The organism is Mesorhizobium abyssinicae (assembly GCF_049887195.1).
GTDB lineage: Bacteria > Pseudomonadota > Alphaproteobacteria > Rhizobiales > Rhizobiaceae > Mesorhizobium > Mesorhizobium abyssinicae.
Window position 1 is genome coordinate 114764 of record NZ_JARAKC010000002.1, and the last position, 21054, is coordinate 135817.

At 65.0% G+C, this 21054-nt stretch carries 26 protein-coding genes; 12 read left to right on the forward strand and 14 right to left on the reverse strand.

The window, feature by feature from the left end:
• Nucleotides 1-104: 104 nt before the first annotated feature.
• The 3 genes from PU724_RS05095 to PU724_RS05105 form a co-directional block, all read right to left on the reverse strand.
• Nucleotides 105-1247, reverse strand: coding sequence for an NAD(P)/FAD-dependent oxidoreductase (locus PU724_RS05095; RefSeq protein WP_127393846.1), 1143 nt, complete (start codon nucleotides 1245-1247; stop codon nucleotides 105-107).
• 51 nt (nucleotides 1248-1298) lie between these two features.
• Nucleotides 1299-1727 (reverse strand): hypothetical protein, encoded by a 429-nt coding sequence (locus tag PU724_RS05100; protein ID WP_135858039.1) that lies wholly within the window; start codon nucleotides 1725-1727, stop codon nucleotides 1299-1301.
• An 85-nt stretch (nucleotides 1728-1812) separates the two neighbouring features.
• Complete coding sequence (locus tag PU724_RS05105; RefSeq protein ID WP_127285725.1) at nucleotides 1813-2475, reverse strand: peroxiredoxin; 663 nt, start codon at nucleotides 2473-2475, stop codon at nucleotides 1813-1815.
• Between the two features lie 148 nt (nucleotides 2476-2623).
• Here PU724_RS05105 and PU724_RS05110 point away from each other — a divergent pair, with 148 nt between their 5' ends.
• The gene (locus PU724_RS05110) at nucleotides 2624-4345 is read left to right on the forward strand and encodes an AfsR/SARP family transcriptional regulator (protein WP_354420631.1); all 1722 of its coding nucleotides are present in this window, start codon (nucleotides 2624-2626) and stop codon (nucleotides 4343-4345) included.
• Nucleotides 4346-4557: 212 nt separating this feature from the next.
• Here PU724_RS05110 and PU724_RS05115 read toward each other — a convergent pair whose 3' ends face one another.
• On the reverse strand, nucleotides 4558-6432 hold the full coding sequence (locus tag PU724_RS05115; RefSeq protein WP_354420633.1) for an ABC-F family ATP-binding cassette domain-containing protein: 1875 nt from the start codon (nucleotides 6430-6432) through the stop codon (nucleotides 4558-4560).
• Between the two features lie 139 nt (nucleotides 6433-6571).
• On the opposite strand from PU724_RS05115, the gene PU724_RS05120 reads away from it, so the two are divergent.
• Entirely contained in the window at nucleotides 6572-6709 is a 138-nt protein-coding gene (locus PU724_RS05120; RefSeq protein WP_187331182.1) for a hypothetical protein, read from the forward strand.
• A 326-nt stretch (nucleotides 6710-7035) separates the two neighbouring features.
• Entirely contained in the window at nucleotides 7036-7236 is a 201-nt protein-coding gene (locus PU724_RS05125) for a hypothetical protein (protein ID WP_354420635.1), read from the forward strand.
• 60 nt (nucleotides 7237-7296) lie between these two features.
• Here PU724_RS05125 and PU724_RS05130 read toward each other — a convergent pair whose 3' ends face one another.
• The 4 genes from PU724_RS05130 to PU724_RS05145 all read right to left on the reverse strand — a co-directional run bounded on the left by PU724_RS05130 (nucleotide 7297) and on the right by PU724_RS05145 (nucleotide 9934).
• Nucleotides 7297-7737 carry a Ros/MucR family transcriptional regulator gene (locus PU724_RS05130; RefSeq protein ID WP_127285721.1) on the reverse strand — a complete coding sequence of 147 codons (441 nt, stop codon included), beginning with the start codon at nucleotides 7735-7737 and terminating at the stop codon, nucleotides 7297-7299.
• 167 nt (nucleotides 7738-7904) lie between these two features.
• Nucleotides 7905-8108, reverse strand: coding sequence for a hypothetical protein (locus PU724_RS05135; protein WP_127285720.1), 204 nt, complete (start codon nucleotides 8106-8108; stop codon nucleotides 7905-7907).
• Nucleotides 8101-9045 (reverse strand): DMT family transporter, encoded by a 945-nt coding sequence (locus PU724_RS05140; protein WP_320321642.1) that lies wholly within the window; start codon nucleotides 9043-9045, stop codon nucleotides 8101-8103. Before PU724_RS05140 ends, PU724_RS05135 begins: the two co-directional genes overlap by 8 nt.
• Nucleotides 9046-9100: 55 nt before the next feature.
• Nucleotides 9101-9934, reverse strand: a complete 834-nt coding sequence (locus PU724_RS05145; protein WP_187331183.1) for a hypothetical protein — start codon at nucleotides 9932-9934, stop codon at nucleotides 9101-9103.
• 111 nt (nucleotides 9935-10045) lie between these two features.
• Between PU724_RS05145 and PU724_RS05150 the strand changes: the two genes are divergently transcribed.
• Nucleotides 10046-11017 (forward strand): LysR substrate-binding domain-containing protein, encoded by a 972-nt coding sequence (locus tag PU724_RS05150; RefSeq protein ID WP_127283662.1) that lies wholly within the window; start codon nucleotides 10046-10048, stop codon nucleotides 11015-11017.
• Nucleotides 11018-11321: 304 nt separating this feature from the next.
• Here PU724_RS05150 and PU724_RS05155 read toward each other — a convergent pair whose 3' ends face one another.
• On the reverse strand, nucleotides 11322-11489 hold the full coding sequence (locus PU724_RS05155; protein ID WP_187331184.1) for a hypothetical protein: 168 nt from the start codon (nucleotides 11487-11489) through the stop codon (nucleotides 11322-11324).
• Between the two features lie 135 nt (nucleotides 11490-11624).
• On the opposite strand from PU724_RS05155, the gene PU724_RS05160 reads away from it, so the two are divergent.
• From PU724_RS05160 to PU724_RS05180, 5 genes are all read left to right on the forward strand, one after another.
• Nucleotides 11625-11801: a hypothetical protein gene (locus PU724_RS05160; RefSeq protein ID WP_354420638.1), complete on the forward strand. Its 177-nt coding sequence runs from the start codon at nucleotides 11625-11627 to the stop codon at nucleotides 11799-11801.
• A gap of 77 nt (nucleotides 11802-11878) precedes the next feature.
• Nucleotides 11879-13957, forward strand: coding sequence for an ATP-dependent helicase (locus PU724_RS05165; RefSeq protein ID WP_354420640.1), 2079 nt, complete (start codon nucleotides 11879-11881; stop codon nucleotides 13955-13957).
• Nucleotides 13958-14448: 491 nt separating this feature from the next.
• A complete protein-coding gene (locus PU724_RS05170) occupies nucleotides 14449-14742 on the forward strand; it encodes a hypothetical protein (RefSeq protein ID WP_127392641.1) in 294 nt (97 codons plus the stop codon).
• Between the two features lie 94 nt (nucleotides 14743-14836).
• Complete coding sequence (locus tag PU724_RS05175) at nucleotides 14837-15019, forward strand: hypothetical protein (protein ID WP_292101869.1); 183 nt, start codon at nucleotides 14837-14839, stop codon at nucleotides 15017-15019.
• 174 nt (nucleotides 15020-15193) lie between these two features.
• Nucleotides 15194-15496 (forward strand): DUF982 domain-containing protein, encoded by a 303-nt coding sequence (locus PU724_RS05180; protein WP_127392779.1) that lies wholly within the window; start codon nucleotides 15194-15196, stop codon nucleotides 15494-15496.
• A 92-nt stretch (nucleotides 15497-15588) separates the two neighbouring features.
• Here PU724_RS05180 and PU724_RS05185 read toward each other — a convergent pair whose 3' ends face one another.
• The 3 genes from PU724_RS05185 to PU724_RS05195 form a co-directional block, all read right to left on the reverse strand.
• The gene (locus PU724_RS05185; RefSeq protein WP_292168676.1) at nucleotides 15589-16377 is read right to left on the reverse strand and encodes a GGDEF domain-containing protein; all 789 of its coding nucleotides are present in this window, start codon (nucleotides 16375-16377) and stop codon (nucleotides 15589-15591) included.
• Between the two features lie 206 nt (nucleotides 16378-16583).
• A complete protein-coding gene (locus PU724_RS05190) occupies nucleotides 16584-17171 on the reverse strand; it encodes a hypothetical protein (RefSeq protein WP_292104404.1) in 588 nt (195 codons plus the stop codon).
• A gap of 214 nt (nucleotides 17172-17385) precedes the next feature.
• Nucleotides 17386-17898, reverse strand: coding sequence for a DinB family protein (locus PU724_RS05195; protein WP_127283670.1), 513 nt, complete (start codon nucleotides 17896-17898; stop codon nucleotides 17386-17388).
• A 261-nt stretch (nucleotides 17899-18159) separates the two neighbouring features.
• Between PU724_RS05195 and bluB the strand changes: the two genes are divergently transcribed.
• Nucleotides 18160-18795, forward strand: coding sequence for a 5,6-dimethylbenzimidazole synthase (bluB, locus tag PU724_RS05200; protein WP_292104401.1), 636 nt, complete (start codon nucleotides 18160-18162; stop codon nucleotides 18793-18795).
• On the opposite strand, the gene PU724_RS05205 is transcribed toward bluB, so the two are convergent.
• Nucleotides 18796-19002, reverse strand: coding sequence for a hypothetical protein (locus PU724_RS05205; RefSeq protein WP_127392782.1), 207 nt, complete (start codon nucleotides 19000-19002; stop codon nucleotides 18796-18798).
• 169 nt (nucleotides 19003-19171) lie between these two features.
• Here PU724_RS05205 and ndk point away from each other — a divergent pair, with 169 nt between their 5' ends.
• The gene (gene ndk / locus PU724_RS05210; protein ID WP_127283673.1) at nucleotides 19172-19594 is read left to right on the forward strand and encodes a nucleoside-diphosphate kinase; all 423 of its coding nucleotides are present in this window, start codon (nucleotides 19172-19174) and stop codon (nucleotides 19592-19594) included.
• 180 nt (nucleotides 19595-19774) lie between these two features.
• Nucleotides 19775-19975, forward strand: a complete 201-nt coding sequence (locus tag PU724_RS05215; protein WP_127392783.1) for a hypothetical protein — start codon at nucleotides 19775-19777, stop codon at nucleotides 19973-19975.
• A gap of 254 nt (nucleotides 19976-20229) precedes the next feature.
• Here PU724_RS05215 and PU724_RS05220 read toward each other — a convergent pair whose 3' ends face one another.
• Complete coding sequence (locus PU724_RS05220) at nucleotides 20230-20994, reverse strand: YbaY family lipoprotein (RefSeq protein ID WP_320321640.1); 765 nt, start codon at nucleotides 20992-20994, stop codon at nucleotides 20230-20232.
• Between the last annotated feature and the right edge of the window lie 60 nt (nucleotides 20995-21054).

A 21054-nucleotide genomic window follows, 5' to 3' on the forward strand; every position in this document is an offset into this window, starting at 1 on the left:
ACAGCGCGCCCCTCTGCCCTACCGGGCATCCCCCACTTGGGGGGAGCTTGGCCGTCGCTGCCGGTTCGCCAATCGCCAACGTCGGGGATTGGCGCAACGCCTCCTCACATCCCGAACCAGCGCGCGCGGCGGCTGGAGCCGAAATGCTCCTTGTCGGCTCTGAGCGCCAGCGAGGCTTCGTGGTAGGTGCCTGTCGGTTTCGGACCGGAGAAGAAATCCACCTCAACCTTGCCGATGCGGCCGCCGCCGAATTCGATATAGCAGGTGCCGAAGCCATCATATTGCTTTGCCGTGCCGCTGTTGGAGAGCTTCACGATCAGGTCGCTGGCGACGGCGCGCGCCGCGCCTTCGGCGAAGACGCCGGCTTTCGGCGTGCCGGTGTTGGCGCCGTCGCCCACGGCGTAGACGCCGGCGTAATTGGTCTCCAGCGTCCTCGGGTTGACCGTGATCCAGCCATTTTCGGTCATGCCGCTGGCAATGACCACGTCGGGCACGCGATGCTTGGGCACGCCGAGGAACAGGTCGAACTGCATCTCCACCCCGTCGTCAAGGATCGCGACCTTGCGCGCATTGTCGATCGACGCGACGCGGCGGCCTGGAATGAAGCCGATGTTTCGCTCGACGAAGGCGGAGACGAGGGCGCGCGAAGTCTCCGGCGACGGCGGCACCGGACTCGGCAAAGGCAGCACGAAATTGATCTCGCAGGCTTCGCGCACGCCGCGCTTGACCAGGTAGTCGTGCAGCATCAGCGCGCATTCGCTGGGCGCCGGCGGGCATTTGTAGGGCGCGCCGCAGACCCCGACCAGCGCCCTCCCCCTGGTGAAGGTGGGCAGCACGTCGCGCAGCCGTTCGGCGCCGGCGACGGTGTAGAATTCGTTGGCGCCGGCGAGCCCTGGCGTGGCGTCGAAATCGTAATCGGCGCCGAGCGCCACGACGAGGAAATCGGCCTCGTGGACGCCGGCATCGGTGGTGACGCGCCGCCGCTCGGGGTCGATCGCGGTGACCGTCTGCCTGAGCAGGCGCACGCCGGGCTTGGCATAGTTCGAGTAAGGCAGGCGCACCTGATCCGCCGTCTTGTGGCCGAACATGACGTCGAGCTTGGAAAAGCCAAAGACGAAGCCGTCGCTCTTGTCGATCAAGGTGACGTCGATGCCGGCGCCGAAGGTCTCGGACAGCAGGCTGGTGAGCTCGAGGCCGCCAAAGCCCGCCCCAAGGACGAGGACGCGCGGCTTGCTGGAAGTGTTCATGTTACCCTCTCATTTGTTGCTTGGAATGACGCGCGTCGTAGTCAAATTTCCCTAGGACCAGTGCCTCAACGTGGCGGTGTCCTCGGCGAAGATCACGCCGAAGAAGCCGTCGATCATCTTCAGCGTGTCGGCATCGCTCATGCCGGGCAGCGCCGGGAAATCGCCCTCCAGATCCACCTTGGTCCTGCCGCCCATCGGCGTGTAGCTGTGGGTGAACCGCGCGCCGTCGAAGGCGCCGCCGGTCAGCCTGGTCTCGATGCCGCGCGGCGGATCGAGCGTATGCTCGACCTGCATGGCGAAGGTGGTTCCGTCGGGATTATAGACCTCGGCGTCCAGGGTGACGACATTGCCGGCCACGCCGGCGAGCCGGTGGCTCTTGAAGGCCAGATGCCGGTGGTTGCCGGCGCTCATATATTGGAACAGCAGCTCCGGCGTGGCGTCGAAGACGGCGATGGCGGGCTTCACGTAATGCACGGTCATGGCGGTCTGCTCCTGCGATGGTTCCTTGGGCGCGCGGCCGGAAAGGGCATCGCCGCTCACCGGCCGCGGCTCACGCGGCCGCGGCTCAGGCGTGCGGCTGCGGGACGATGCGGATGTAGGGCTTGGGCGCCTTCCATCCGTTCGGGTAGATCTTGGCCGCCTCGTCGTTCGACACCGAGCCGGCGATGACGACGTCCTCGCCCTGGCGCCAGTTGACCGGCGTCGCGACCCGGTGTTTCGCGGTGAGCTGCAGGGAATCGATGACGCGAAGGATCTCGTCGAAGTTCCGGCCGGTGGTCATCGGATAGGAGATCAGCAGCTTGACCTTCTTGTCCGGCCCGATGACGTAGACGTTGCGCACCGTCTGGTTGTCGGCCGCGGTGCGGCCCTCCGAGGAGTCGCCGACAGTCGCCGGCAGCATGTCGTAGAGCTTGGAGATCGCAAGCGTCGGGTCGCCGATCATGGGGTAGTTCGGCGCATGGCCTTGCGTCTCCTCGATGTCCATGGCCCAGCTCTGGTGCCGGTCGACGGGATCGACGCTGAGTCCGATGATCTTGACGTTGCGCTTGTCGAATTCAGGCTTGAGCTTGGCCATGTAGCCGAGTTCCGTGGTGCAGATCGGCGTGAAATCCTTGGGGTGGGAGAAAAGGACGCCCCAGGACTCGCCGAGCCAGGAATGGAAGCTGATCTGGCCTTGCGTCGTCTCGGCTTCGAAATCCGGGGCGGTGTCGTTGATGCGGATGGACATGGTGAGTTCTCCTCTGTGAATGGGTTGACGCGGCCATACTGACCGGCCGGCGTTCCTCCACCGTTCCCCGAATGCGCCTTGCCTGTGCCGGCCCTTCCAATCGGCATCGATGCCGGACTATGGTTGGCCGGGGACTTGGGAGACGAAAATGCGCGTAGAGGTGGATTTGCTTGGCCAATTCCGCGTGTCCATCGATGGACGCGCGGCGTCCGCGGCGGCGTGGCGGCGCACGAGCAGCGTGACGCTGGTCAAATTGCTGGCGCTTGCCCGGCGCCATCGGCTGCACCGCGAGCAGGTAATGGACGCACTATGGCCCGACCTCGAACCGGAGGCCGCCGCCGCCAATCTGCGCAAGGCCGTCCACTTCACCCGGCGCGCGCTCGGCGCGCATGACATCATCGCGCTCGACGGCGAAGTCGTGGCGCTGGCGCCGGGCGCTGAGCTCGCCGTCGATGCTGCCTTGTTCGAGGCCGAGGCGACGGCGGCGCTGCAGGCAAACGATCGCGGGGCCACGGAACGGGCGGCCCGGCGCTACGCCGGCGACCTGCTGCCGGACGACCGCTACGCTGAATGGGCGGAAGAGCCGCGCCAACGGCTGCGCGAGCTCTATGTGCGCGTGCTGGAGGCGGCCGGTCTGTGGGAGCGCTTGCTGGCGGTCGATCCCGCCGACGAGCGCGCCGCGCGGGCCCTGATGCAGGCGGCACTCGACGCCGGCAATCGCGGCGAGGTCGTGCGGCAATTCGAGCGGCTGCGCGAAAGCCTGCGCGTCGATCTCGGCGTCGGCCCGCAAGCGGCGACGGTCGCCATCTACGAGAAGGCGCTGGCGCTCGGCGGCGCGCAGCCGACCGGGATCGCCGAACGGGTGCGCGGGCTTTTGGCCTGGGGCATCATCCAGCTCAACAGCGGCGACTTCGGCGATGCCGGGCAGAAGGGCGCCGAGGCGCGCACACTGGCGATCGCCGCCGAGCTCGGGCGCGAGGTCGGCGAGGCCAGCGCGCTGATCGGGCTCGCCGCACACATGCAGGGGCAATGGCAGGAGCTTTTCCAGTCCGAGTTCGTCGACTGGGTTCGTGGCGCGCCGAGCGTTGCCTCGAACGTCTTCGACGGCCATCTGTGCCTGGCGGAATTCTGCCTCTACCGGGCCGGCGGCCATGAACACATGGCCAAGGCGGCGCGCGAGCTTTTGGGCATCGCCGAGGCTGCCGGATCGGTTCCCGGCCGCGTGCTTGCCTCGCTGATCCTCGGCGAGGCGGAGCTGTTCTCGGGGCGGCTTACAGCGGCGGAGGAGCTGTTGACCAGCGCAGCCCAGCTCAGCGCTGCAGCGCGCGCCCCTTTCGGCGAGGCGCTGGCGCTGCATCGGCTCGGCGAAATCGCGCTGGCGCGCGGCCAGAAATGGCGCGCCGGCCGGCTCCTGCAGAAGGGCTTGCGCCTTGCCGAATCCACATGGCTCGCCCCGCATCTGCTGATCCGCTTCCAGGCGCTGGCGGTCGAGGCGGCGGCGACGCAATCGCAGGCGATGGAGGCGATCCGGCAGGGCGACGGCAGGCTGGCCGAAAAATGCACCTGCCAGCCCTGCTCGATGGGCTTTCGCGTCGCGTCCTCGATCGCGCTGGCCGAGGCCGGGGAACTCGACCAGGCGAGCCGGCGCATCGATGAGGCCGAGCGGCTGGCCGGCATGTGGCAAGGCGGCCCGTGGGTCGCCGCCGTCTGGGAAGCGCGCGGCGCGCACCGCCAGGCACGGGGCGAAAGCGACCAGGCGTCGGCACTGTTGCGCGAAGCGGCCGCGCGCTACGCCGAACTCGGCCGCCCGCGCGACCAGGAGCGCTGCCTGGCGCGGGCGCAAGCGGTCGAAGTGAGGCTGGCGGGGTAGCTGGCACCTCCCCTTCTCCCCTTGTGGGAGAAGGTGGATCGGCGCGCAGCGCCGAGACGGATAAGGGGTGCTGGAAGAAACTAAGCGTCGAAATATATAATGATAAACGCTTGCAAATTTAGGCCGGCGATCCGTCCAACACCCCTCATCCGACCGAGCTTCGCTCGGCCACCTTCTCCCACAAAGGGGAGAAGGGAAGAACTCCGCCTCACCTACTCCGCGATCCCTTCTTCATACTCCGCCGACATCGTCAGCCACTTGTCCTCGTTCTGCGCCAGCGTCTGGGCGAGTTGCGAGCGTTCCTTGGCGAGGCGTGTCGCGGTCGAGGGGTCCTTCTCGTAGATCGCCGGATTGGCGAGCTCGTCCTCGATCAGGTCGATGCGCTTGCGGATGCGGTCCATCAGTGCCTCGGTGGCGCGGATTTCTTTCGCCAGCGGTTCGAGCGCGGCACGGCGCTGGGCCGCCTCGCGGCGACGGTCGGCCTTGGAGGCCTTGTCGGCTTCCTTCTGTTCGCGGCGATTGGAGGAAACGCCGGTGACCAGCGTCTTGTAATCCTCGAGGTCGCCGTCATAGGGATTGACCGCGCCGTCCTTGACCAGCCACAGGCGATCGGCCGTCGCCTCGAGCAGGTGACGGTCGTGCGAGATCAGGATCACGGCGCCGGGGAAATCGTTCAGCGCATGGATCAGCGATTCACGGCTGTCGATATCGAGGTGGTTGGTCGGCTCGTCGAGGATGAACAGGTTCGGTCCGTCGAAGGCCGACAGGCCCATCAAAAGGCGCGCCTTCTCGCCGCCGGACAGATCCTTGGCCGCCGTGTTCATTTTCTCAGTCGTTAGACCGAACTGGGCGACGCGGGCACGCACCTTCGATTCCGGCGCCTCCGGCATCAGCCGGCGTACATGCTCATAGGCGTTTTCCTCGGGGCGCAGATCGTCGAGCTGATGCTGGGCGAAGATCGCTACTTTCAGGCCCGGCGCCACCGTCATGGTGCCGGTCTCGGCCTTGAGGCGGCCGGCGAGCATCTTGGCGAAGGTCGACTTGCCGTTGCCGTTGGCGCCGAGCAGCGCGATGCGGTCGTCGGCATCGATGCGCAGCGTCATCTTCTTCAGGATCGGCGCGCCCTCGGTGTAGCCGACATTGACGCCATTGAGGGCAACGATCGGCGAGGCCACCGTCTTCACCGGCTCGGGGAAGGAAAACGGCCGCACCGTGTCGTTCACGATGGCCGCGATCGGCTTCATCTTCTCCAGCGCCTTCAGGCGCGATTGCGCCTGCCTCGCCTTGGAGGCCTTGGCGCGAAAACGCTCGACGAAGGACTCCATGTGCTTGCGTGCCGCTTCCTGCTTGACGCGGCTCTTTTCCTGCAGGTCCCGCTGCTCGGTGAGCTGGCGCTCGAACTGATCGTAGCCGCCGCGCCAGAAGGTCAGCTTCTTCTGGTCGAGATGGACGATGGAGTTGACGGCGCGGTTGAGCAGGTCGCGGTCGTGCGAGATCAAAAGCACGGTGTGCGGATATTTGGAGACGTAGTTCTCCAGCCACAGCGTGCCTTCGAGGTCGAGATAGTTGGTCGGCTCGTCGAGCAGCAGAAGGTCTGGCTCGGAGAAGAGCACGGCCGCCAGCGCGACGCGCATGCGCCAGCCGCCGGAGAACGACGAGGCCGGACGCTTCTGCGCGGCGTCGTCGAAGCCGAGGCCGGCCAGGATGGTGGCGGCTCGGGACTCCGCCGAATGCGCGTCGATGTCGGCAAGCCGCGTGTGGATCTCGGCGATGCGGTGCGGATCCGTGGCCGTCCTTTCCTCTTCGAGCAGAGCCTGGCGCTCGGCATCGGCCTTGAGCACGATGTCGATCAGCGGCTCCTCGGTGCCCGGCGCTTCCTGCGCCACCTGGCCGATGCGGGTGTTCTTGGGCAGACTGATCGAGCCGGTCTCGGCGGGGAAATCGCCGGTGATCGCCTTGAACAAGGTGGTCTTGCCGGTGCCGTTTCGGCCGACGAGACCGGCCTTGGTGCCGGCCGGCAAGGTCAGCGAGGCATGATCGAGAAGCAGGCGCCCCGCCATGCGCAGCGAGAGGTCGTTGATGAGCATGGCCGCGCTTTTGCACGGGACATGAGCGCTTCGCAAGAGCCAGGGGCTTTGGGACGAAGGTCACCGGCGATGGGATGGCCGGCTGGTCGCGAAATGCTCGCCGGCTGGAACCAGATGGCGGCCGGAGCGTTTGGGGCCGATGATCCGCTATTTCGCCCTCGCCGTCATCTTCTTCCAGGTCGCCACCACGGCCGCCCTGGCGACGCAGGTGGTGTTGTTTGCTGACAACACGGATGCCGCGCCGCTGCTGGGGGCCGTTGACCTGGCAGGTCAGTGACGCTGCCAATCTCCCTTTGACGTAGCGGCGCCTGCGACTTCACGATATGCCATATCGCGCATCGACATTCGTTCGAACACGAATGTTATCGGTACACTGGCGCTTTTCGAGCATTAAGTTGACAAATCAGACAACTTGAAGTTCCGTTCCAACATATATTAGCGCATGGCGTGCGCTTCAGATGCGTGTGGCGCAGAAAAATCTCTTGCCGCACGCGGGATGCTTTGCGAAAATTCGATTTCATTTTCGCACCGATGCTGTGATCTTGGGATCGCGCCATGAGTCGCCGTGGGCGCCAACGATAATTGTATTGGTCAGGAGCCAGGATGGACGAGGCAGCGAAGGATCTGCGCGCGCTCAGATTTGTCGCCGACATGACGCGCAAATTGGCAAAAATGCTTTCGCGCACGCGCTACCAAATGCTCGTCTATTTTCTCGAAATGACGGCGGTCGAAGCCGAAACCCTGGCCGACGCGCAGGATCCCAAGCTGACACGCGCCCGGAAAGCGCCCGAGCCCAAAAACTGAGTGCGCACAGGCCCGGTCCATCCCGATGATGCCGGGATGGCGCCGGGCGAGGCCAGAAAATCAGACCTTCTTGCGCTTCGCCACCTTGGCCGGCTGAGCCGCCGGCTTGCGGCCGAGGCCGGAAGATTTGGCCAGCGCCGAGCGGGTCGCCGAATAGCTGGGCGCCACCATCGGATAGTCGGGCGCAAGCCCCCATTTGGCGCGGTATTCGTCCGGCGTCAGGCCATGGTCGGTGGCGAGGTGACGCTTCAGCGACTTGAACTTCTTGCCGTCCTCGAGGCAGACGATGTGGTCCGGAAACACCGAGCGCTTCGGATTGACGGCCGGGTTGAGCACCGGCGCCTCCTTGGCGGCGGCAACCGAGCTCAGCTTGCGCACCGAGGCGCTGACGCTGGCGATCAGATCCGGCAGACCGGAAGCCGGAAGCGGATTGTTGCCGACATAGGCCGAAACAATGTCGGCGGTTAGTTCAATCGCGGTCTTGTCATCGATATTGTGCAATTTTTTTCCCTCTGCCGATGATCAAGTCACCAGCTCTAGTTGTAGACTTTTGATGATGTATCGATTTTGACCGTGCTCCCCAACGGACCCATAGAGTCAATAAACCCTGCAGACTCAATACGGGGCGATATTTTCATGGGCGACGGCAGCCGCGCAATTTAGAAAATCTAATACTTGGAAGCAGCAGACTTGGATAGGCCGGTATCAGCCAAAATTTCGAGAATACGCTTCCAACGGGCACAACGACCGAAATCTTTCTGCTCAATCGCCTTTTCCGCCTTCATCGCGGCGTAAAGCGGCGCCTCGGCGCCGAATTCCTTCACCAGCCAATGCGCTTCCTGTCTGGCGCGGCGTTCGTCCTCGTCAAGCATGGTTCCCGGCCTCCGGACCTTCGATGCCCACCGCAATGCAACTGCCGATGACAAGGACGGCGCCGGCGATGGCCGTCATCGTCAGCGTTTCGCCCGACAGCGCCAGAAGGAGCGTCGAGGCGATCGGCGTGAGATAGGCGGCAACCGCAACCTTACCGCCCCGGTCGAGCTTCAGCGCCCGCGACCAGAAGTAGTAGCCGAGCCCCATCGGGCCGGCGCCGAGATAAAGCCCGGCAATGAGATAGGTTCCGGCCTGCCAGGCGACGCCGTCATACAGGCACCAGGCAAAGGTGAGGACCACGCCGGCCGCGGCCGACGGCAGCAGGAAGCGGTCCGGCGGGGTGGCCACGCGACCGACGAAGATCGAATAGAAGGCCATGCACAGCGCCGAGCCGAAGGCGGCGAGATAACCGACAAGATTGCCCTGGAACAACGACTGCTCGCGGCCTCCGGAAATCACCAGCGCCACGCCGACAAAGCCGAGCGCGGCGGTGACGCCGAGCAGCGCGGGGCGACGCGGGCTGTCCAGCACGATCAGCGCGGCCGCCACCATCAGCGGCCAAGTATAGGCGACAAGATTTGCCTCGATGACCGGCATCGAGGCGAAGGCGATATATTGCAGGACCATGGTGCCGACGAGGCCGATGAAGCCGACGGCAAAGGCAGCGAGGTTGCTCACTGGCCTCCCCTTCTCCCCTTGTGGGAGAAGGTGGATCGGCGCGCGGCGCTTCAGCCTGATCAACGCAAAGACCAAGGCGGCGCCGATGAATTGCAGGAATTGCACCAGCGATACCGGATGATTTTCAAGCAGCGACTTGCCGACCAGCGCATTGGTCGACCACAGCGCCACCGCGCCGGCGGCGAAGGCCAGCGCGGCCGCGGGGGCCGCTCCATCCCGCAGGACCCGGGATGGGGTCCTGTCTTCCTGCCTGGCCATGACCTGTTCCGAATGCTGGATCAGCGAAGCAAGCCGGTTTCCGCCCATGGCTTCACTACCATGATTCCCTGGCGCCGCCGGCGACGGTTTCCGCGGCCGGCTGCGGGGCGGGATGCTCCTCGGCAAAACGGCGATAGGCCGGCAGCTGGTTGTTCCAGACGTCGTCGGCAAGCTCATTCACCCATGCACGATCGTGGTCGTTGTCGGCGGCGAGGTAGAACATGCGGTTATCGTCGACATAGGGCTTTGCGACCGAGCGCTGGTTGAGCACCAGGGTGACGCGCGAGCCGAGCTGGATGGGCGCGGTGCGATGCAGCACGCCGAGGAACTGGCCGAGCGTGGCGTAGTTCATCTTGTGGTCGATGCGCATGATGCGGTTGCGCGGAATCTCGCGTCCGGATTCCAGGATCGCCCGCCCGGTCTCGGAATCATCGCAATAGATCTCCAGATGACCGCCGATCAGCGGATCGCTGATCGACAGCGGGATGAGCTCGGTGACCGGCACGCCGTCGCAATGCCATTCGACGGCGCCGTCCTTGGGATTCATGAAGGTGACCGTCGAGCCGACGATCGACAGCGGATAGGGCTCGAGCTTGGTGCCCATCATGTCGGAGAGCCGCTCCAGGCGCAGCTTGTCGTTCAGCAGTTCCTTGATCTCGGGAATGTAGCGGTCGGCGCCGGTGATGAAGGTGAGATCCAGATGCTTGTGCACGGCATGGCTGGACTTCAGCTTCAAGGCAGCCTCCTCGATCGCGGCAAGCAGCGCCGGGTCGTAGCCGTGCAGATACTGGGCGACGCCGAAACTCGACACTTTCCAGGCGGTGTCGTGGCCGATGATGGCTTCACGGCTCATCGCACAACGCAGTTCGGGGATGGTGTGGGCGTTCATTCTACTTCTCCAGCGTGGGGGCAACACTTGGTAAACAGTCGATTAATCCGCCCACCCCTGTAAATTTAGGAATGCTGGTGCTACCCTAAGCCCAGCTTAAGGTCGAAAACGGTGCGTCTGCTCAGTCAGGTCAACCTCAATTCGCTGAAAATCGTCGAGAGTGCTGCCCGGCACGGGAACTTCACGCGTGCCGGTGAAGAACAGTTCATCACCGCTTCCGCCGTCAGCCAGCGCGTCAAGAGCCTTGAGGACCAGCTGCGCTTCAAGATTTTCCAGCGCGGCGGCAACGCGGTGTCGCTGACGCCGGAAGGCGAGACCTATGTGTCGCGGGTGCGCGAAGCTCTGGAGCGGATCGTGGCGGCCAGCATGGAAGCGACCGGGCAATCACAGGCGCATGTGCTGAAGATCTCGGTGCTGCCGACCTTCGCTGCGCGCTGGCTGTTCCCGCGCCTGCCGCTGTTCCAGCGGCAATATCCCGATATCGAAATGCGGGTGTCGACCTCGTACGCCACGCATGAGTTCGCGACCTCGGAATACGACCTGGAGATCCGTTACGGCGACGGCAGCTTCCCCGGCCTGCAGGCGGACCTGCTGTTCAAGGAAGATTTGACGCCGGTGTGCAGTCGCAAACTCTTCCACGAGATCCTCGGCGACAAGCCGCTGTCGAAGGTCACGCCGGACGATCTCAGGCACTTCACGCTGCTCCACTCCGACACCTGCACCCAGAACTGGCAGTCGTGGCTGGGCTTTGCCGGGGCGAGCTTCGTGCTCGGCGAGACCAAAAGCATCTATTTCGATTCCTGCATGATGTCCTACGAAGCGGCCAATGCCGGCATGGGTTTTGCCGTCGCCAACCGCGCCTATATGGCCAGCGACATCCGCGCCGAGCGGCTGGTGGCGCCGTTCGCGGTCCACCACCCCAACACCGCTGGCTGGTACTTCGTCAGTCCCGACACCCAGCACGCGGCACGCAAGGTGGTGCTGTTCAAGCAATGGGTGATGGCCGAAGCGGCGATGACCCAGCGCCAGCTGGATCAGGAGATCGAAGGCGTGCCGGTGAAGCGCGTCGCGGCGATGGCTTGAGGCACTCGCACAGGCTTCTTCGATCAAGCCATGTACCCGATCAGGTACAAATGACGACGTCCTGCCGCAACTCTGGGTTTTTGTTGTAGATTTCACACAATAGGCGGAATTTCCGCCGGATTTCCCCCACTTCCAGCAGTCTTCCCCAACCTGTCCCCCTGACCCAGCGGCAAGACTCAGCTATGATCTTTCTTGCGGCGGGCCTGACTTTCCCGCTTGGCCGGCGCTTTTCAGCTTCCTCCCAAGCAGCGCCGGCCTTCTTCTGTGCAACAGCTGGCCAGATTTGACTGAACTGCGCCGTGCCTCACTGTGCCGGCTGCGTTCCCTGCTGGTCACCGCCGGTGGTCGACTTCGGCACCGGGTTCTTGTCGACCTGCGGGTTCTGGTCGACGGGCGCCTTTGTCGGCTGGACGCTGTTGTCGCAGGCGGCGAGCGCGAGCCCCAAGGCCAGCAGCATCGGAAGCTTCATCATGACAACCTCCTCTCGTTCGCCCCTGAGGGCAAACGAGACGATGGCGGTTTGGTTGCACCGCGAGCCAGGTCGGATGAGGCGCCGGCGGAACAAAATGCCCCCTCCCCGGTTGGTCCGCTGAAGGAGCTTCTGATCATGATCCGTCTGCTGATTGTTGGCCTGTTCGCCTATGCGACCTATCGCTTCGCCAAGAAAGTCATCGACGAGGTGCCCGACGGCTTCGAGCCACTGCCATTGCAGGATGATGATGAACGCCGGTCGCTGCGACGCCAGTCGGCGGCGATGGGTGCCGAGCCACGGCGGTACGGTTAAGCCAAACTGCCCCTTTTGGCGGCGATTGGCAGCGTCGCCACCATTGCGAACAAAGCGGAAACGATGCTTGATGGGCGATGAACCTCGCCCTCCGTGATTCGTCCTTGCGGCCAGCCTATCTCGACAAGCTCAATGCCGAACAGCGGCTGGCTGTCGAGCATGGCGACGGCCAGGTCGCGGCGCCGCTGCTGGTCATCGCCGGCGCGGGGTCGGGAAAGACCAGCACGCTGGCGCATCGCGTGGCGCATCTGATCGTCAAAGGCGCCGATCCGCGCCGCATCCTGTTGATGACGTTCTCGCGTCGAGCCGCCTCCGAAATGGCCAAGCGCGTCGAGCGCATCGCCGGCGAGGTGCTGGGGCGCGACGCTTCCGTCATCGCTGACGCGCTCTCCTGGGCCGGTACCTTCCACGGCATTGGCGCCCGGCTGCTGCGCGACTATGCACTGGAGATCGGCCTCGATCCCGCCTTCACCATCCATGACCGCGAGGATTCCGCCGACCTGATGAACCTTGCCCGGCACGAGCTTGGCTTTTCCAAGACGGAGAGCCGTTTCCCGACCAAGGGCACCTGCCTGCAGATCTATTCGCGCGCCGTCAACGCGCAGGCGCCGCTCGGCGAGGTGCTGGGCGGTGTGTTCCCATGGTGCGCCGGCTGGGCAGAGCAGTTGAAGGACCTGTTCGCGGCCTATGTCGAGGCCAAGCAGGCGCAGAACGTACTCGATTACGACGACCTCCTGCTCTACTGGGCGCAGATGGCGGCCGAGCCGGAGATCGCGGCGCATCTCGGCGGCCGCTTCGACCATGTGCTGGTCGACGAATACCAGGACACCAACCGGCTGCAGGCCTCGATCCTGACGGCACTGAAACCCGACGGCGCCGGCCTGACGGTGGTGGGCGACGACGCGCAATCGATCTATTCGTTCCGCGCCGCGGAAGTGCGCAACATCCTCGACTTCCCCAAGCAGTTCGCCCGGGCAGCGGCGATCGTCACGCTGGAGCGCAACTACCGCTCGACCGAGACGATCCTGGCGGCGGCCAACGCGGTGATCGGCGAGGCCGCCGAGCGCTTCACCAAGAACCTCTGGAGCGAGCGCAGATCGTCCGAAAAGCCGCTTCTGGTCACCGTACGCGACGAGGCCGAGCAGGCAAGCTATGCCTGCCACGCGATCCTCGCCGAGCGCGAGGCCGGCACGGCGCTGAAGTCGCAGGCCGTGCTGTTCCGCGCCTCGCATCACAGCGGGCCGCTGGAGATCGAGTTGACCCGCCGCAACATCCCCTTCGTCAAGTTCGGCGGGCTGAAGTTCCTCGATGCCGCCCATGTCAAGGACATGCTGGCGGTGCTGCGCTTCGCCGAAAATCCGCGCGACCGCGTCGCCGGCTTCCGCGTGCTGCAGCTTATGCCGGGCATCGGGCCGTCGGCGGCCGCGCAGATCGTCGAAACGATGGCGACGTCGCTCGACGAGGCGATGGGGCTCGCCCGCTACCGGCCGCCGCAGCGAGCGGCCGAGGATTGGCCTTCCTTCCTGTCGCTCTACGAAGGCCTGCGCGCCGGCGCGAAATGGCCGGCCGACCTCGAGCGGATCCGGCTCTGGTACGAACCGCATCTCGAGCGCATGCACGAGGATGCAACGATGCGCCGGGCCGACCTCCTGCAGCTCGAGCAGATCGCGTCCGGCTACCCGTCGCGCGAGCGCTTCCTCACCGAGCTGACGCTCGACCCGCCGGACGCCACCAGCGACGAGGCAGGCCCGCCGCACCGCGACGAAGACTATCTGATCCTGTCGACCATCCATTCCGCCAAGGGCCAGGAGTGGAAGAACGTCTTCGTGCTCAACACCGTCGACGGCTGCATCCCCATCGACCTCGGTGTCGGCAGCAAGGAAGACATCGAGGAGGAACGGCGCCTGCTCTATGTGGCGATGACGCGGGCCAAGGACAGACTGCACCTAGTCATGCCGCAGCGCTTCTTCGTGCACGGCCAGGCGGCGCGCGGCGACCGCCATGTTTATGCCGCGCGCACCCGCTTCATCCCGGCCTCGTTGCTCTCCGCCTTCGAGCAGACGTCCTGGGCGAGCGTGCAGGCGAAGGACGATCCGCGCCGGCGGCCCGAGGTCAAGGTCGACCTCGGCGCGCGCATGCGCGGCATGTGGAAATAGGCCCGCCGCCCGCGGCCGTTTCCTTTGCCGGCAACCAAAGCCCGGACCTGGCGTTAACCCGCATTGACGTGGAGCGCGACGATGGACCCTGTAGCGGCGGCGGCAATGATCCTGCTTTCCTGCAGCCCGGACATGGCATCCTGCCATCCGGGAGAGGCACGGCCAGTCGTGTACCGGGACATGGCTCAGTGCTCCGCCGCTCTGCCCGACAGGCTACGCGGAAACGGCATGATAGGCAGGTGCCGGCCTATCGATGCGGCGACAGCCAGAAGCGGTGCCAACGGCAACCAGTTGGCGACCGTGCGCGTCACGCGAGGAACCGGCGCCAACGCCGTTTCGACGGACTACCTCGTCCTCCATGCCCCGGACTGACCAGCCTTCATCGTCGCTGGCCTCCTCACGAAACGTATCAGCACGCCCCTCCATCGCGATGGAACCATCAGCCAGCGGGCGGGTTTCCGTAAGCAAGACCTAATGCAAAGGAGACGGACATGAAGAACGTTGTTCTCGCCGCCATGCTTGGCATGGCCACGCTGGCGCCGGTGACGGCTCCGGTGCAAGCGGCAAGTCTGACCATCACCACCGACAACGGCACGCGCTATAGCGATGATTACTCCTGGCGCCGCCATCATCGCCACTATGCGATGCGCGATTATGACCGTGACAATCGGCGCCACTGGCGTCGCGACCGCGACCGCTGCCATGTCAGGGTGCACAAGCGCTGGCACCACCATCGCCTGGTGATCAAGCGGGTGTGGAGCTGCGGCTACCACCGAGGCTGGTGACGTCATGGGCGCGGCGCGAACCGTGGCTCCAGGTCGAGCTTCGGTGAGCGCCTGTTCGACGTTTTGTCGGACTCTGCTTTAGCGGGAGGTGCCAATGCGTTTCGTTCCCGCCACCATGAGCCGGCGACAACGGCTTGGCCAGTTAGCCGGGCGGCTGTTCGTCAATGTCGTCGCAGCGCTTATCGCCGGCGTCGCCATTCTCTTGCTCGTGCTTTCGACCCACCATCCGGGGTCGCCAACCGCGCCGCCCCAGATCCTCACGACCACGGCGCCGTAGCCGCGGCCCGGCTTGCGCCTATCGAAGGGCAACGCCCTGGTGCTCCCGGTGCCCCGCCTTATTCTCCCTATCCCCCAAAATCATGGAACCTCCCGCCCCTTCCCGCGTTCTCTGGCGTTCGACCCCGATCGGAAACCGGCGCCCGCCGACCTCCGCCCAACCCAAGAGGCCAGAATGCACGACAGGATGTTCTTCACCCCGGTCGCCCTTACCGTTGGCGCCGGCCACAAGCGCATGATCGCGTCGCTGTTCGACATGCATGAATTCCTGACCGAATTCCCGCCGTCGCGGCGTCGGCTGAGCTATGGCGCCGCGGTGAAGGCGTGCGAAGCGGCGCGAGCCGGCGAGATCTCGCCCGAGGCGGCGCGCGATGCGCTGATCACCTTCGCGGTGACGGCAGGCATCCTCTGGCCCGCCGCCCAGCCCGCCGTCTCGGTCAAGCCGGTGGCGCGCAGCTTCGGCGGCTATGCTGCGTAAAGTGAATAGCGAATAGGGAATAGCGAGTAGGAAAGGCAATGCATGCGCCAGCCGGCGCAACGCTATTCGCTACTCACTATTCGCTACTTGTCTCAATGGACCGTCGCGGCGTCGTCGGTCAGCGGGCCAAGCAGCGCGACCGTTGCGAAGCTGACCTGGTCGCGGCCGTTCGACTTTGCCTTGTAAAGGTGACTGTCCGCCGTCCGGTACATGTCGGCAAATGTAGCGGGACCGTTGAAGGCGACGCCGCCGATGCTGACCGAAAGCGGGCAAGGCCGGCCGTCGGGGGAGAACTCCACCTCGCGGATGCGCCGCCTGATCCCTTCGGCGACCAGCCAGGACTGCGAGGCGTCGGCGCCGGGAAGAAAGACCGCGAATTCCTCGCCGCCGATGCGCCCGACAATGTCGGCGCCACGCAACTGGCCCTGGATCGTCTTGGCGATCAGCTTCAGCGCCTGGTCGCCGCAATCGTGTCCGAGGCGATCGTTGATGGTCTTGAAGTGGTCGGCGTCGACGATGAGGAAGGCGCCGGCATCGACGACCGCCTGGCTGCGCGCCTGATCGAGGTAGGCCTCGACCAGCATCGAGAAGGCGCCGCGATTGAACACCGCCGTCAGGCTGTCGGTGGCCGCGACGATGCTCAGCTCCTTCTGGGCGACGGCAAGCTGGCGCATCTTGAACATCAGGAAGAAGAAGAACGACCCCGCCAGCACGAGCGGCAGCAAGAGGTCCGTCATCTGCGCGCGCCACAGGGCGTCCGGCGACAGCAGGGGGAAATTGTAGGAATCAACGAAGAAGGCCGCGGCGATGCAGACCGCCGTGCCGACAACCGTTACGCCGATGACCCTGCCCCAGCTCGTCGGGGACAAATCGATGCGCATTCTATTGCTCCCGCTGCGTCAGGCCATCCTGCGTCGGGAAGGCAAACGAAATCCTAATATTAGCTCCGCCTTTGTTGAACGTGGTTAACCGCCTTCATCCTCGGCGGGCGGCACCAAAAAGCCCGCCACCGGGATGGCAAGGGGTGGCGGGCTTCCGACTGGCTAGCCGTCGTAGAATCTCGCGGCCGGTTCACGCGCCGGACTTGTCAGCGGCGGGCGATCAGCAGGCAGAGCTGGCGCAGGTCGCGGTCATAGGTGCCTTCGCTGCTCAGCACGTCGACGCAGCGCTTCTTCATCCGCGCAAGCTGGCCGCTCGGCATGCTGGCGACGACGCTCGACAGGCCCAGTGTGCCGGCAGTCGCCGAAGTGCCGGGGATGCCAGGAACCCCTAACGTTCCAACCCCGATACCTGTGTTGGCGCTGGTACCGCCGAACGTCGTCCCGATGGCGGCGTCGACACCGTTGCCGCTGCCCAGCGACGCGTCAGCGCCCGCACCGCTGGTGCCGCCCAGGGACACCGTAGCCGCTCCGCCGCCTCCGCCGATCAAGGCATTGCCATTGGCGCCATTGGTGCCGCCTATCGAAGCGTTGGCGCTGGTGCTGCTGCCGCCAAAGGAGGCATAGCCATTGGCCCCGCTGGGGCCGCCCGCATTGGCGCTGGCTGCATTGCCGCCGACCGAAACGCCGCCTAGGCCACCAAGGCCAACTTCGGCCGCACTCGCAGGAAAGGCGAGAATAACGACGATCGTTCCGCCCGCAAATGCTCTGGAGATTTTCCGAACGATACTGGACATGACACTCTCCCTTGTTGCCCTTCTGGTTCCTGCGCTGCAACGTTGTGGCAAAAATCGACAATGTTGCTCGCGCATCAAGGGCTACGCTTGGAGATGCATTCCAGTTTCAACGCTCGTTCTGCCGTCGCGAGTCTTAGTTTTTGAACATTTCACAAAAAGTAGCGCTTTATTCTAAATATTTAGACATTTCTAATATAGCAACCCAGCCGCGGAATCAGGCATAGGCGCGGCCTTCCTCGCTGCGCTGGAACCGCACCAGATCGAGCGGCACGGAAGGTCGGCCAAGCACGGTCAGGATCATGTGCGCATGGCCGCGATGGTGGGTCTGATGGTTGAAGAAGTGGCTGAGCGCCGGCGCCAGCCGTTGCGAGACGGTGCGCATGTCGGAAAGGGTCATGTAGGAGAAGCGGCCGGCGAGCGCCTTGTCGCTCATGCCTTCGATCCAGCCGATGATCCTCTTGTCCTCCGCCTCGCGCGCCAGCCAGAGGACAGGCAAAGCGCGGTGGAGGATCGCGTCGGTCCTCGAAGGAGCATCGCCCTCGCCGGTGAAGCGCTTCATCCAGATGCGGTCAGCGGCCAATAAATGGTTGAGCGTCCCCGCCATCGAGCCGAAGAAGGCGCCGACATCCCTTTCGAATTCTTCGTCCACGAGGTCGGCGGCAGCCTCGTAGATGCGGCCGTTGGCCCATTGGTTGTAGGCCGCAAACATCATGAAATGCTGTTTCATCTCTCCGGCCCCGCTGCGTTAGGTTCAGGCCTACCTAAACCCTCGAAGGATTCGATTCTAGGGGAGTAAGGCAGCATGGCAGTAAGGCAGTATGCTGGGCCGCTGAGGTCGCCCCCGGGAAACGCTGCCCTGCAGCCCTCCCCCGAAATGCGACAAAGTGGACCCGCCTGCGTCGTTTCGCGCGCCTCATGGCCGCCTTGATCGGGGCAAAGAAGAAGCAGCCGGCAGACCCGGCTAACACAATGAAGGCAGCACGGCGGCATGGTACCAGCCCCGGATTTTTCCGACGAATTTCGTCTCGGGCTTGTCAGCCTGATGCAGTGGCGCCGCGATGTCAGGCGCTTCAGGTCGACGCCGCTGCCCGACGGCACGCTGGAGCGGCTGCTGGCGCTGGCCGCCGTCGCGCCGTCCGTCGGCCTCAGCCAGCCCTGGCGCTTCGTCGTGGTCGACAGTTCCGAGCGGCGCGAAGCGGTGAGAGGCTCGTTCGAGCGCTGCAACGCGGAAGCGCTGCGCTGCTTTTCCGGCGAGCGCGCCGCGCTCTACGCCCGTATGAAGCTCGCCGGGCTTGCCGAGGCGCCTTGTCAATTCGCGGTGTTCGCCGACCGCACGACGGCGCAGGGCCATGGGCTCGGCCGCCTGACCATGCCCGCCACCATCGACTATTCGGCGGTCATGGCGGTGCACACGCTGTGGCTGGCGGCGCGGGCGGAAGGCATCGGCATGGGCTGGGTGTCGATTCTCGATCCGGCCGAGATCGCCGCCATTCTCGACACGCCGCCGGAATGGACATTGATCGGCTATTTCTGTCTCGGCTATCCCAGCGAACAGGACTGCGTGCCGACGCTGGAGCGCGAGGGCTGGGAACAGCGGCGCGCGCCGGTGGTCCTCAGGCGGTAATCACTTCGCTCCGTCCCTGTCGACGAGCTTGACGCAGATCGGATCGCCCTGCTCCATGCGGGCGCATTGCCATTCCGGGCCGAAACCGAAATTCTCCCTTGGCCCCAGCCCAGGAAAGACCAGCAGGACAAAGAGGGCGACGCCGACAAACACCGCCACGAACAGGATGCCGGCGATATCCCCGCGTCTGAGGTAAGGCCAGTTCATCGTGCGCCGTGCCCGGCTCCTTCGCTCTTGACCGCACGCCGCCATTGTCGCGCAAAGCGCCGTCCTTGGCCAGAACGCCAGCGGGTGGGCGCCTCCCCTTGGCAAGGCGCCATGCGGCTTGTATAGAGCCCGCCACCTCCAATTCCATTCTCACCACAAGGACGACCCAATGGCGATCGAACGCACCTTTTCCATGATCAAGCCGGACGCGACCCGGCGCAACCTGACCGGCGCCATCACCCAGATGCTGGAAGATGCCGGCCTGCGCGTCGTCGCCTCCCGCCGGGTGTGGATGAGCCGCCGTGAGGCCGAGGGCTTCTACGCCGTGCACAAGGAACGCCCGTTCTTCGGCGAGCTGGTGGAATTCATGTCCTCGGCGCCGACCATCGTGCAGGTGCTGGAAGGCGAGAACGCGATCGCCAAGAACCGCGAAGTGATGGGCGCCACCAACCCGGCCAACGCCGCCGAGGGCACCATCCGCAAGGTGCATGCGCTGTCGATCGGCGAGAATTCGGTGCACGGCTCCGACGCGCCGGAAACCGCCGCGCAGGAAATCAAGTACTGGTTCTCGGACACCGAGATCGTCGGCTGAACCGTTCAGCACGACGCAGGAATGAAGGCGGCAGCCGGCCGGTCCGGCGCCGCCTTTTCGATTCCAAGGTAGACAGGCCCATCTGGAGCGCTAACTTGATGTCATCGGCGATAACTGACCAAGGGCATCGCCGGCTGTGAGCGAGTATCGCGCTTCCGCCCTTCCACCAGGAAGCGGGCGATGATCGATCCCAAGGTTTCCACGAGCGGCATTGCCTACCCTGACGACCTTGCCTTGCTGAAGCGGGTCTATGACCGCATCTGCCAGGAGCGGGGCATCGGCGCCGGCAGTGCCGAAGCCGCGGATCTGGCGGCGCAAGCGATGGCGCTGTTTGCTGCCGGCGTCTTCGACGAAGACGAGATCAACCGCAGCCTGTCCTAAGACGAGTAGCGCCCGCCTGGATGCCCCGCCGCCCCTCGCGGCGGGTTCCCGTCACTTCGGTTGGCGGTCCTTCAGATTCGCATGCTCGTTGGCCGCCTCCGTGTCCGCCGCAGGCGTCCGCGTGTCGGCGCCTACAAACGGACGGCCCTGCCCGGGGGCGAGGTCGCCGCCAGGATGGCGCAGAACCAAGCTGAAAAACCTGTGATGCTTCGCGCGCCCTCTGTCACGCCAGTCCCATACGAAACTGTCGAGGACTAACTCGCCGCGTTGAAGCGCAGTATGACGCGGTCGTCCTTGTCGGCGATGATGAGCTTGCCGGCGTCGATATGGTAGGAGGCGGCCTTGGCGAGCGCCTCGAACAGCGCCTTCTCCTGCGCCATCACCTCCGGGGCGCAGGCCATGTAGGTCGAGCCGATGTCGCTGATGGCGATCTTTTCGCCGTCCACCTTGGCGGTGGCGAAATAGGCGTTGCAAGGACCCTTGCCGCCGGCCTTGCCGGCCTCGCCGACGCGGAACGTCGCCTGCGGCTGCGAAATCACGCCGATGCCGTCGATATATTCGATCAGCCAGCTCTGGCCGAGCAGCGCGTCGGCCGGCGCATCGCTCGACGCCACCATCTTCAGCATGATGCTTTGCGGCCTGTCGCTCAGCGGATCGACCCGGTGGCGCGTGTCGGTGGTGAAGAGCAGCTTGTCGTCGACGGTGATGCGCGCCTGCAGCGCATAGGTCATGTTCGGCCGGATCACCTGCGGGTCGAAGCCGATCTCGAACCTGATCGGCACCTGACCGGCGGGCGCCACCTTGCGCTCGCCGATGATGGCTGCCGGCGCATCGGCCAGCGACACGTCCGCAAGCTGGACGGAGAGCACGGCATTGGGCGGCAGCGCGATGCGCTCGCGGTACGTCGCCTCGCCCTGCAGTGTCTTCTCGGCGGCATCGGAAAGTTCCGGCACTGCAAGCACGCCGACGACCAAGGGCACCAGGCCGAAGATGAAGAATTCCGCGATCCTGTCCAGCATGACCCAGCTCCCCTAGGTTGCGCCAGTAAGGGGAAGAGTCCCGCAGGATTGCGGTCAATG